This is a genomic window from Pseudomonas grandcourensis (assembly GCF_039909015.1).
GTDB lineage: Bacteria > Pseudomonadota > Gammaproteobacteria > Pseudomonadales > Pseudomonadaceae > Aquipseudomonas > Aquipseudomonas grandcourensis.
Genome location: NZ_CP150919.1, coordinates 3,009,872 through 3,021,819, shown reverse-complemented (window position 1 = coordinate 3,021,819; position 11,948 = coordinate 3,009,872). Strand labels below are relative to the sequence as shown.

Genomic DNA, 11,948 nt, shown 5'->3' with positions numbered 1-11,948 from the left:
GTTGACGGGTCGTCCGCTATCGCGAGCAGGCTCGCTCCCACAAGGATTGTGGTCAGCCGCTAGAGCGCCTCGCGGGACGATTGCCCATCCACCAGTCGCTGGATACGCAGCGGATTGCCGTTCTTCAGCGCATCCGGCAGCAGGCTGTCCGGGTAGTTCTGAAAGCACACCGGGCGCAGGAAACGATCGATGGCCAGTGTGCCCACCGATGTACCGCGCGCATCGGACGTTGCCGGGTAAGGCCCGCCGTGGACCATCGAATCGCAGACTTCCACGCCCGTCGGATAGCCATTGAGCAGGATGCGTCCGACCTTCTGTTCCAGCAACGCCGTCAACCCGGCGAACTGCTCGAAGTCTTCCGGCTCGCCAATGACGGTGGCGGTCAATTGGCCGTGCAGGCCGTTCAAGGCCGCCATCAGTTGCCCATGGTCGGCCACTTCAACCACCACTGTGGTCGGGCCGAACACTTCCTCTTGCAGCACTTCATCGCCATCGAGCAGCAGGCTGACATCGGCCTTGAACAGCTGCGGTTGTGCCTGATTGCCCTGCTGCGGATTGCCGGCCAGGTGCTCGATCCCCTGATGCGCGAGCAGCTTTTGCAAGCCCTGGCCATAGCTGCTCAGGGTTCCGGCATTGAGCATGGTTTGCGCCGGCTGGTCCCCCATCAACCCGGCCACTTGCTGCACAAAGGCACTGAATGACGCAGAACGGATGCCGATCACCAGACCGGGATTGGTGCAGAACTGACCGCAGCCCTGAACCACCGATGCCGTGAGGTCCCGGGCGACGGTCTCGGCCCGCGCCTGCAACGCCTGGGGCAACACGATCACCGGGTTGATGCTGGACATCTCGGCGAACACCGGAATCGGTTGCGCACGGGCCGCGGCCATGTCGCACAAGGCCCGACCGCCCTTGAGCGAACCGGTGAAGCCCACGGCCTGAATCGCCGGATGCTTGACCAGCACCTCGCCGACGCCACCACCGTAGATCATGTTGAACACGCCCGCCGGCATCCCGGTTTTCTCGGCGGCACGGATGATTGCATCCGCCACCCATTCAGCCGTGGCCATGTGACCGCTATGGGCCTTGAACACCACCGGGCACCCGGCGGCCAGCGCCGAGGCGGTATCGCCGCCGGCGGTGGAGAACGCCAGCGGAAAGTTGCTGGCACCGAACACGGCCACAGGTCCCAGGCCGATACGGTATTGACGCAGGTCCGGACGCGGCAACGGTTGACGCTCCGGCAATGCCCGGTCGATCCGTGCGCCGTAGAAATCACCGCGACGCAGGACTTTGGCAAACAGGCGCATCTGCCCGCTGGTACGTCCACGCTCGCCTTGGATTCGGCCTGCGGGTAGCGCCGTTTCGCGACAGACCACAGCGACAAAATCATCACCGAGGGCATCCAGTTCATCGGCGATGGCCTCGAGAAACTGCGCCCGCCGCTCCGCGCTCAGGCTGCGATAAGCCGGATACGCGACCGCCGCCGCGTTGGCCGCCGCATCGACTTCCTGCGGGGTCGCCTGATAAAAAACGTCAGGCAATGCCTCACCGGTGGTGGCATCGACACTCTGCAATTTGACGCTGCCGGCGGCGCTGCGTTGGCCGCCGATGTAGTTGTGTCCAAGAATCCGGGTCATGGGAAAGTCCTCAAAGTGTGCCGACGGTGCCGGGCGCGAAAGTCGCTGCGACCGGTGCGATGCCGTTGATCAATGGCGCGCCGAATTCGGCCTGGGTGATCTCGAACACGTCACCCGGTTGCGTGCGAATGCCGTCGCCAAAGGACAGGGTCGCGGTGCCGAAGAAGTGAATGTGCACATCCCCCGGGCGCAGGAACTGGCTGTACTTGAAATGATGGAATTCGAGGTTGGCGAGGCTGTGGCACATGTTCGCCTCGCCACTGAGAAACTCGTTCTGCCACAGCACTTCGCCGTCGCGCAGGATGCGGCTGGTGCCCGCCAGATGCTGCGGCAGTTCGCCGACCCGAAGCTCTGGGCCATAGCTGCAGCTGCGCAGTTTCGAGTGGGCCAGATACAGGTAGTTCTTGCGCTCCATGACGTGGTCGGAGAACTCGTTGCCCACGGCAAAACCCAGGCGATACGGCTTGGCGTCGTGACCGATCACATACAGGCCGGCGATCTCCGGCTCTTCACCGGCATCTTCGGCAAACGGTGGCAGGGGAAACGGCTGGCCGGGCCTGACGACGATGCTGCCATCGCCTTTATAGAACCATTCCGGTTGCACACCGGCTTCATCCGCCGCCGGCTTACCGCCCTCCACGCCCCACTTGAAGATGCGCATGGTGTCGGTCATCGCGGTTTCGTCGCCACTTTGCTGGTGCATCTTGTCCCGGGCCGAGGCGCTGCCCAGATGGGTCAGGCCCGTGCCGCTGACCAGCAGGTGCGCCGGGTCCGCATGGTCCAGGGGCGGCAGGATGCGCCGCTGCGTCAGCAGTTCGGCATAGTCATGGCTGATGCCCAGCCCCAGGCTTTGCACCTGTTGCTCAAGGCTTGCGCCCGCCTCGATCGCCGCCAATGCCAGGTCACGCACGGTACGCGCGTCCTGCACTTCACGGACCAGGCCTGCCTCGACCACGCCGACACGGCGTTCGCCGTTACTCAATTCGAACTGAACCAAACGCATGAATTTTCTCCTATTCCTTCAAAAACACCGCGGATCTCTGTAGGAGTGAGCCTGCTCGCGATAGCGATGTATCAGTCGCCGACAACATTGGATGTGCCGACGCTATCGCGAGCAGGCTCACTCCTACATTGGATTAGCGTGCACTTGCTGCAAATTGATCGGCTGGCAGGACGTGCTTGCGTTCCAGCAGGCGATAGACAACGCCAGTCAGAATCAACCCGAACACCATCACCCCCGACAGGAAGTACAGGCCCGAAGCCAGGTTGCCGGTGTATTCCTTCAACGCGCCGATCACGAATGGACCGAGGTAGCCGCCGAGGTTGCCCACCGAGTTGATCAAGGCGATCCCCGCCGCCGCACTGGCGCCGGCGAAGAAGCGGCCCGGCAAGGTCCAGAACACCGCCGTGCAGGAGAACAGTGCGAACGCCACCAGGCACAGCGCCGCCAGTTGCAGCATCGGCACCGACAGCCAGGCGCTGAGGAACAGGCCAATCGCACCCAGTACGTAAAGCACGGCGAGATGGCCATAGCGGTCGTTCAAGCGGTCGGAACTGCGCGGAATGATCAGCAGGCCGACGATTCCGAAGATGTACGGCACCGCCGAAACAAAACCGGTCACCAGGTCGCTGCCGCCGAACTGCTTGATCAGGGTCGGCAGCCACAGACCCAGGCCATAGATGCTCAGGGTCACCGGCAGGTAGAACAGCGCCAGCAGCAGGACGCGCTTGTCCTTGAGGGCGTGCAACGGGTTGCCGTGACGGGTCTGGCCGTAGGCATCCAGATCCTTTTTCAGCTCGCTGTTCAGCCAGTCCTTTTCCGCTTGGTCCATCCACTTCACTTGCTGCGGGCCGTCCGGCAGGTAGCGCAGCACCGGCCAGGTCAGCAGGATCGCCGGGCAGCCAATGACGATGAACAGCCACTGCCAGCCGTGCAGCCCCAACACACCGTCCATGCCCAGCAAGCCACCGGACACCGGGCCGGTGATCATCATCGCAATGGGTTGCGACAGGATGAACAACCCGAGGATCTTGCCGCGATGGCGCACCGGGAACCACTGGGTGATGTAGTACAGAACGCCCGGGAAGAACCCGGCCTCGGCGGCGCCGAGCAGAAAGCGCATCACATAGAAGCTGCTCGGCCCCTGGACGAAGGCCATGCCGATAGTGATGGCGCCCCAGGTAACCATGATCCGCGCGAACCAGCGCCGTGCGCCGAAGCGGTCGAGCATCAGGTTGCTGGGGATTTCCAGCAGGAAGTAGCCGATGAAGAACAGCCCGGCGCCAAGACCGTAGGCGGCATCGCCCAGGCCGATGTCGGCGCCCATGTGCAATTTGGCGAAGCCCACCGCGGAGCGGTCCACATAGGCGATCAGGTACAGCAGGATCAGGAAGGGAATCAGTTTCAGCGTGATGCGACGGATAAGCCGCAGTTCCTGGCTCATGAGATCGGTCTCCGATTGTTGTTTTTATGGAACCTCGGGGGACGCCTCTCGCGAAAAATTCACCAGGGCCATCCCTCCGTTTGAGCGGACTATATAGTAATACTATTTACTCAACAATACTTCCAAAGCGCGGAATTTGAGCTTATGTTACGCCTCAGCTCGAACAATATAGTCATACAATAAGAGAACCGATCATGTCTGATAAGAAACCCACCCTGCGCTCCGCCCAATGGTTTGGCACAGCCGACAAGAACGGCTTCATGTACCGCAGCTGGATGAAGAATCAGGGCATCGCCGACCACCAGTTCCATGGCAAGCCGATCATCGGCATCTGCAACACCTGGTCGGAACTGACCCCGTGCAACGCGCATTTCCGCCAGATTGCCGAGCACGTCAAACGCGGGGTGATCGAGGCCGGGGGCTTTCCGGTGGAATTTCCGGTGTTCTCCAACGGCGAATCGAACCTGCGCCCTACCGCCATGCTCACCCGCAACCTGGCGAGCATGGATGTCGAAGAAGCCATTCGCGGTAACCCGATCGATGGCGTGGTGCTGCTGACCGGTTGCGACAAAACCACCCCGGCCTTGCTGATGGGCGCCGCCAGTTGTGACGTACCGGCCATCGTCGTCACCGGCGGGCCGATGCTCAACGGCAAGCACAAGGGTAAGGACATCGGCTCCGGCACCGTGGTCTGGCAGCTCAGTGAACAGGTCAAGGCCGGCACCATCAGCATCGACGATTTCCTCGCGGCCGAGGGCGGCATGTCCCGCTCGGCCGGCACCTGCAACACCATGGGCACCGCCTCGACCATGGCCTGCATGGCCGAAGCACTGGGCACTTCCCTGCCCCACAACGCGGCGATCCCGGCCGTGGATGCGCGCCGTTATGTGTTGGCGCACATGTCCGGCATGCGTGCCGTGGAAATGGTGCGCGAAGACTTGAAACTGTCGAAGATCCTCACCAGGGAAGCCTTCGAAAACGCCATTCGCGTCAACGCAGCCATCGGCGGTTCGACCAATGCGGTGATCCACCTGAAGGCCATCGCCGGGCGCATTGGCGTCGAGTTGGACCTGGATGACTGGACCCGCATCGGTCGCGGCATGCCGACCATCGTCGACCTGCAACCGTCCGGGCGCTTCCTGATGGAAGAGTTCTATTACGCCGGTGGCTTGCCGGCCGTGCTGCGTCGCCTTGGCGAAGCCAACCTGATCCCGAACCCGAATGCCTTGACCGTCAACGGCAAGTCCATCGGCGAGAACACCAGGGACGCGCCGATCTATGGCGAGGACGAAGTGATCCGCACCCTCGACAACCCGATCCGCGCCGATGGCGGCATCTGTGTGTTGCGCGGCAACCTGGCCCCGCTGGGCGCCGTGCTCAAGCCGTCCGCCGCCACGCCCGAACTGATGCAGCATCGAGGCCGCGCAGTGGTGTTCGAGAACTTCGACATGTACAAGGCACGGATCAACGATCCGGAACTGGACGTGGATGCCAACTCGATCCTGGTGATGAAGAACTGCGGGCCGAAGGGTTATCCGGGCATGGCCGAAGTGGGCAACATGGGCCTGCCGGCCAAGCTGCTGGCCCAGGGCGTGACCGACATGGTGCGTATTTCCGATGCGCGCATGAGCGGCACGGCGTATGGCACTGTTGTGCTGCACGTCGCCCCGGAAGCCGCTGCCGGCGGACCGCTGGCCGCAGTGAAAGAAGGCGACTGGATCGAACTTGATTGCGCCAGCGGCCGCTTGCACCTGGATATTCCGGACGCCGACCTGGCCGCGCGCATGGCTGACCTGCAACCGCCGCAGAACCTGATCGTCGGTGGGTATCGCCAGCTGTACATCGAGCATGTGCTGCAAGCGGACCAGGGTTGTGACTTCGACTTCCTGGTCGGTTGCCGCGGGGCTGAAGTGCCGCGTCACTCCCACTAAAAGCAAAAGATCGCAGCCTTCGGCAGCTCCTACGGGATTCAGGTCAGACACATTCATTGTGGTGAATCGGATCTCTGTAGGAGCTGCCGAAGGCTGCGATCTTTTCAAGGGCTGGATCGCCCACCGTCCGCGCCTGCTATCATGCGCGACACCTATTCGCACAGGACCGCGCCGTTTCCCATGGATTACCGCAAACCCTCCGACCGCAAAAGCATGCACTCGCGCATCGTCCAGGAACTGGGCATGCAGATCGTCTCGGGACGTTTCCTGCCGGACGACAAACTGCCCGCCGAAGCGCTGTTGTGCGAAGAGTATGCGGTCAGCCGGCCGGTGCTGCGTGAAGCCACCCGGGTGCTGGTCGCCAAGGGCCTGGTGTATTCCCGCCCGCGGGTCGGCACCGTGGTCAAGCCGCGCAAGGACTGGCACATGCTTGATCCGGACGTGCTGCACTGGTTGATGCAAAGCAGTCCGCAGAATCAGTTTTTCGACCTACTGACCAGCGTGCGCAGCATCATCGAACCGGCCGCTGCCGCCCTCGCCGCGCAATTCGCCACGGAAGCGGACATTGCCTCCATCGGTGAGGCCTACCAGCGCATGGAAGCCGCGCCGACGCCGGAAGCGTTGTTGCAGCCGGACCTGGACTTCCACAGTCGCATCGCCGATGCCACGCACAACGACTTGCTGGCCAACCTGTGCAACATGCTTTCTGTGGCCATCGCCGAAGCCCTGAAACATTCCAACCAGCGGCCGAACCTGCATGAACTGGCGCTGCCCCGGCACAAGGCAATCCTGACCGCCATAGAAAACCGCGACGCCCTCGGTGCGCGGCATGCGACGCTGGTGCAACTGGACGATGCCCGCAGCGCGCTGAATGTCGTACTCGGTTCCGAGCTGCCCTGAGCGATATATCGGCCGATCACCAGGCACGATCCGCACACTTTTCGAGTACTCCGGTGGTAGCCGGATACCGCACTCGCCTGCGATAAACTCGCCATTCTGGCAGCGAAACCACACTTCTTTCGCTACAGAACGGTATCCGATATGCAGAATCAATCCGCCGTCCCGCCAGACGAGACTCAGGGGCAACCCACACGCCCCGCTACCAGCGACGCTCCCGCTCAAGCAGTCGCCCTTCGATTCGCCAGCCGACCGACATTGCGCCAGGTCGCCGGACAAATGCTTCAAGCCAGTATCCTGGAGCACTACCCGCCTCTGGCCCTGGACCTGGATGTCACCCGGCTCGCCATACCCAACCAGACCGGGGGATGGGACCTCAAGCTATTGATCGACGTGGCCCTGGACTATCTGGGCAACAACACATCCCTGAATCTCACGGCAGAAATTGACGGACGCGTACACTTCCTCACCAACCGCGCGCCCTCGCGTCTGACCTACGAAGCGCAAGGACCGAAACGTCCCGACATGGGCGTTATCCAGGAAAAAATCCAGTCATTGGCGTTGACTCTGGGCACCCGGTTTCAGGATGCCCTGACGGCCTACTGGAACCAGGCGCACGACACCAAAGTCAGCCACTGGCAATGGCTGGGTGACCTGCTGGCAAGCGGTCTGAACAGTGCGGCAAGCCTTCTTCCCGAGGCTCAAAAAGATGACCGGGCCGCACTCTACGAACTGGCTCGATATCCCGACCGTCGTGAGCGCCAGGCTATCCCCCACCCTGACGGTTTTGTGCATGCCTATTGCCTGGAAACCTGCTTGATCCGCAATGGCGAAAGCACGTCCTTCACCACGCCGGACCTGCTCGTGGTGCAAGGAAGCCAGGTCTTTTTGTACCGTGTTTCAGGCCGTCTGGAGTCGTACCCCAGCATGGAAGCGTTCAATCAGGCCTGGGGCCGTGAGGTGGAGCGCCAGTTCATCGCCGACATAATCGTCATCAAGCGTTCCGAGCCCGATGGAAATATCTTCGATACTCAGGCGGCGTTGCTGCTGGAGCGTCAGCTGGAGAACCTGGACGCCATCCGGCTTCCCGCCGACCAAGGGGTTCGCGCACTGGAAGAACGTTTCGCCGCCAGCACCGACCCGGCCCCTTGCTTCAGCCATGCTCCGGCGCCTGACCAGCAACCTGTCGAAAAAATACGCGCGACCCTGCCCCAATGGCTCAAGGACGCCAGCGACAGCGAGCGTGCCGAATATCGTCAATTGCTGGTCGAACAGGCGCAATGGCAACGACAGACAGGCGGCATGTCCTTCCTCGACGGCATCGAAAACCTGCATGATTTCACCAACAACGCCTTGCGTGATCAGATGCGCCTGGACCATCCAGATTCCGATTGCGAACCTGGCGATCTGCTGCTCGATTTCCGGGTGGCGGCCGGTGATCTGGGCAGCGGCTTCATCACCCGCGTTCCCATGACGCTGACCGAACTGGCCATCCACAACCTCAGCGCCACGCCCTCGGGCAGCATGACCATCACGGACAAGACCGGAAAAGCCGTCCCGTCGTGGCTGACCGCCGACTACATCCTGGGTGAAAAAGGTCTGTTCAGCAGCACCGAAGGGCTTATCAGCCGAGTGAACATCGGCGAACGTTACCCGAACACCCTCAAAACCCTGCTGCTCGAAGACAACAGCGAATCGCAACGTCGCGAAATCGAGTTTAGCCAGGCGCTCAAGGTACAGCTGCCGCTTCAGGCGCTGGAACACAGGATCCGCGGCGAGCACGGACTGAGCTTCCAGGGCTACCGTTATATCAAGGCCGTCTTGCACACCCATGCACCCGAGCGCGTCGTCGACGGCCGGGACATCGTCATCCGCGCGCTTGCCTTTACCCGCAAGGCCGGCGCGGCCGCCGATGTCGTCGACAACATGTTCATCATTGAACCGCGCGACACCGGCATCGGCCCGCACATCCTTTATCGGCCCGTATACCAGGACGCCTTGCAGCAGTTCCCAAGCCGTGAAGCCTTGTTCAACGCCATTGCACATGCCGGCCCCCTGCAAGACAGCGTACTGAGCTGGCTGCCGGACAGGGCCAGGCCGATCTACAGCAATGACGGGTTCAACAGCCCCCATATCCTTCGTTTCGGCACGGGAGACGACACCGTCCGTTGGGAAAAACCGGAGCCCGCGCAGTTGGCTCAGGGCTCCAGCACCGAAGAAGTACCTGGTTCGCTGGTACAGGCGCTGGCCACCGGGAATCTGACGCAGTACCTCTACGCCAGCAACGCACGGGCGCTCATTGACCTGGCTGACAGAGAATCGGTTTCCAACGCCGAAAACCGCTGGGCCATCGTGCGCGAGGGCGGCTGGTTGCTGTTCAACGCCTTGCTCCTGCCAGTGCTTCGTGGCCCGGCGATGCTGGCTGGCTGGATGCTGCAGCTGGCCGTCGCCCTGAAAAGCGATGTGACGGCGCTGCACAGTAATGACCCGACAGCCCGGGAACTGGCCTGGGTCGATCTGCTGCTCAATGTCGGGTTGATCCTGTTGCATGTGTCGCCCCAACCCCATCCGCCCGGGCTTTTGACACCCGCACCCCGGCCGGCAGAGCTGCCAGCGCGCCTCGCCCGCCTGCGTCGTCCACCCCAGGATGTCGCTCCGCCGACGGCCGTCATCGAGCAAGGTGTGGTCGGCTTGCCCGCAGAACCGCCGGCCGCTGATCACACGCACATCGATTTCATTCACTCTACCGCCAGGGATTCCTCAAGCCAGCGGCTGTTGAATGCATTGCTCGAACTCAAGGTCGCCTGGCCCGTCCCGGTTCCCACCCCCATTGAAATCGGCATGTTAAAAGGGCTGTACCGTATCGAGCATCAATGGCATGCCTCACTGGGAGGATTGCTGTTCAAGGTCAGTATCGTTCCAGGGTTCGGCGACGTTTACATCATTCACCCCGAAAAACCGCTCCATCCCGGCTTCAAGCTCAAGACCGACGGACAAGGCAGCTGGTCGCTGGACACGGGTCTGAAGCTGCAGGGCGGAGGCCCCAAGAATCGACTCAAAGCCAAACTGGCGGAAATAGACAGGAAACGTGAGCAAGCCACCGTTGAGGTCAACCAAATCGGCGGGACCGTATCGACGCTGGCAAGACAGGCAAAGGATATGGACCGGCAACTGGAAGCCGCAAGAATCGCCTACGACAGCGCCGACAACGAACTGGAAACCGCCCGCATACGACTTCGCGCATCGCCCGAGGACCGGGCCCTTATCGAAGACCATCGGCTCAAGGCCATTGCGCGATCCCGCAGCCGGCTGAATTTCCAGGTATTGCAGGAAAGAGATCAGGTCATTGTCGATCAGTTGATCCAGGCCCGTCGCGATTTGATCCAGGCCTATCGACAACTCAAGGACGTTGACGTGCGCTTCGAGTTCGAAGGAAAAGCGACCGGTGAGTACACGGCGATCCTGTCCTCCTACGGACTGAGGATCTATCGGCTGGCGACCCTCTACCTGGCCAGTTTCGTTTCCGAGCAAGGCGAGTCGCTGATCGAGTTGCAACACAACAGCAATGACATCGAATCCGCCCAGCGCATGTACGACCTTCTGCAAACCCTTTTTGCCGCCTCAGAGCGACATGCCCAGGCAATCATTACACAGGACGGGGTTCTGACAGAGCTTGCGCAGGACTTCAAGACCGGGCCGGCACAACGCCTGAAATACCTCAAAAGCCATCCTGACCGAAGGTTTTCCAACCGGGTCACCGCCATCCTCGAGTCGCTCGACGTACTCAACATCTTGAGCATCGACACCACCGTCGAGGCGAAAACCCCGCAGGAGCAGTACTTTCTCAAGGTTCATGAAGACCGTCTGGGTGCCATGTCAGCGCTCGAAGACTCCCATCTGGAACTGCTGAGCACGGATGGTTTTACCTCCCAAGAGCGAAAGGACGTCCTGATCAACCTGATCAGGCACTACAAAAGACGCCTGCAAATCAACACCTCACTGCTGGAGCTTGAGTCGCCGTTGATCCGCCCCCGCTATATGGCGCTGCTGATGGGGCGTCTGGAGATCGCACGGGACAGTGCCGAGAGCGAACTGGCCGATCTGTTGCGCGAGGACGAATTTCTGCCGATATTGCCCGTCGCCTTCACACCCGTCAAAGCACCGTCGAAGACCAAACGGGTGTTCAAGTCACGGGATAACGGCGCCTTGGTGGGAGAGCTCGAACCGGCGAGCGCAGGCATGCCGTTTCCGACAATCGTCACCCGAAACCCGGTCACCCTCCAGGTCAGTGGACGGTTCATGGAGCACCCCAATGAGGGATGGGTCAAAATTGTCGAAGCCGCGCCGGTGCGGCCTGTGCACGCCGCGCAACCGCGTACTGTTGCCGCGCTGCGCACGGAGGGGCAGCGACTGATCGACGAAATCCCGGCCATTGAACGTTCAATCGAATTTCAGAAAAGAAAGCTCAATGATCCGCAACGACGGGATGAACTCAACCCCCGCGACTGGAGCGATATGCTGGAACACCAGGCCGAACGGATCGAAACGCTGGCCCGCGAACTGGAGCACGCCCAGCCAGTCAACCCGCAAATCGACAACGTGCTTGAATCATTGCGCAACACCGCCAGCGAAACCCGGCTCAAAGGCCAGCAACATTGCATCGAGGGATACAAGGTCCAACGTCCCCGACAGGAAAGCATCGAGTACCTTCGCGATCGTCAGGCGGTGGACATCGGGCTGGTACAGGCACTCAAGCGGACGGCTGCCAAAGACTATTTGACGGAGTTCGCCATTCGGGAGAAAAACTCGGACAGGGTGCTGTGGTACGCGCATTTCCACTACGCCCAGGCGAACAGCGCGCCCTCGACCTACACCATCGCCCACCTCAAACGTCCCGAACATCGCTTCATGACCCTCAAGGATCTGATTGCCCAGGCCGGGCCGGACAACAAGGTGATCATCCGCGACCTCTACAGCCCCATTACCCCACCACGGGATCAAAGGTTGTTTCTGGACCTGTTGCCTGTTCGGTAGTT

The 11,948-nt window shown here is 61.5% G+C and carries 6 protein-coding genes; 3 read left to right on the top strand and 3 right to left on the bottom strand.

Translation table 11 applies throughout. The features are described 5' to 3' along the window. Nucleotides 1–59 precede the first annotated feature (59 nt). The 3 genes from AABM52_RS13605 to AABM52_RS13595 all read right to left on the bottom strand — a co-directional run bounded on the left by AABM52_RS13605 (nt 60) and on the right by AABM52_RS13595 (nt 4,084). Nucleotides 60–1,640 (bottom strand): aldehyde dehydrogenase (NADP(+)), encoded by a 1,581-nt coding sequence (locus AABM52_RS13605; RefSeq protein WP_347912263.1) that lies wholly within the window; start codon nt 1,638–1,640, stop codon nt 60–62. Nucleotides 1,641–1,650: 10 nt separating this feature from the next. After that, complete coding sequence (gene araD1 / locus AABM52_RS13600; protein WP_347912262.1) at nt 1,651–2,643, bottom strand: AraD1 family protein; 993 nt, start codon at nt 2,641–2,643, stop codon at nt 1,651–1,653. Between the two features lie 133 nt (nt 2,644–2,776). Continuing rightward, complete coding sequence (locus tag AABM52_RS13595; protein WP_347912261.1) at nt 2,777–4,084, bottom strand: MFS transporter; 1,308 nt, start codon at nt 4,082–4,084, stop codon at nt 2,777–2,779. Between the two features lie 194 nt (nt 4,085–4,278). On the opposite strand from AABM52_RS13595, the gene AABM52_RS13590 reads away from it, so the two are divergent. From AABM52_RS13590 to AABM52_RS13580, 3 genes are all read left to right on the top strand, one after another. Further along, nucleotides 4,279–6,015: an IlvD/Edd family dehydratase gene (locus AABM52_RS13590; RefSeq protein WP_347912260.1), complete on the top strand. Its 1,737-nt coding sequence runs from the start codon at nt 4,279–4,281 to the stop codon at nt 6,013–6,015. A gap of 180 nt (nt 6,016–6,195) precedes the next feature. Beyond that, nucleotides 6,196–6,915 (top strand): FadR/GntR family transcriptional regulator, encoded by a 720-nt coding sequence (locus AABM52_RS13585; RefSeq protein WP_046037183.1) that lies wholly within the window; start codon nt 6,196–6,198, stop codon nt 6,913–6,915. Between the two features lie 276 nt (nt 6,916–7,191). After that, nucleotides 7,192–11,946, top strand: coding sequence for a DUF6543 domain-containing protein (locus tag AABM52_RS13580; protein ID WP_347912259.1), 4,755 nt, complete (start codon nt 7,192–7,194; stop codon nt 11,944–11,946). The last annotated feature ends 2 nt before the right edge of the window (nt 11,947–11,948 follow it).

Bases quoted from the DNA above. Each gene is read 5' to 3' on its own strand.
- AABM52_RS13605 (WP_347912263.1), bottom strand. From the start codon at position 1,640: ATGACCCGGATTCTTGGACACAACTACATCGGCGGCCAACGCAGCGCC.
- araD1 (WP_347912262.1), bottom strand. From the start codon at position 2,643: ATGCGTTTGGTTCAGTTCGAATTGAGTAACGGCGAACGCCGTGTCGGC.
- AABM52_RS13595 (WP_347912261.1), bottom strand. From the start codon at position 4,084: ATGAGCCAGGAACTGCGGCTTATCCGTCGCATCACGCTGAAACTGATT.
- AABM52_RS13590 (WP_347912260.1), top strand. From the start codon at position 4,279: ATGTCTGATAAGAAACCCACCCTGCGCTCCGCCCAATGGTTTGGCACA.
- AABM52_RS13585 (WP_046037183.1), top strand. From the start codon at position 6,196: ATGGATTACCGCAAACCCTCCGACCGCAAAAGCATGCACTCGCGCATC.
- AABM52_RS13580 (WP_347912259.1), top strand. From the start codon at position 7,192: ATGCTTCAAGCCAGTATCCTGGAGCACTACCCGCCTCTGGCCCTGGAC.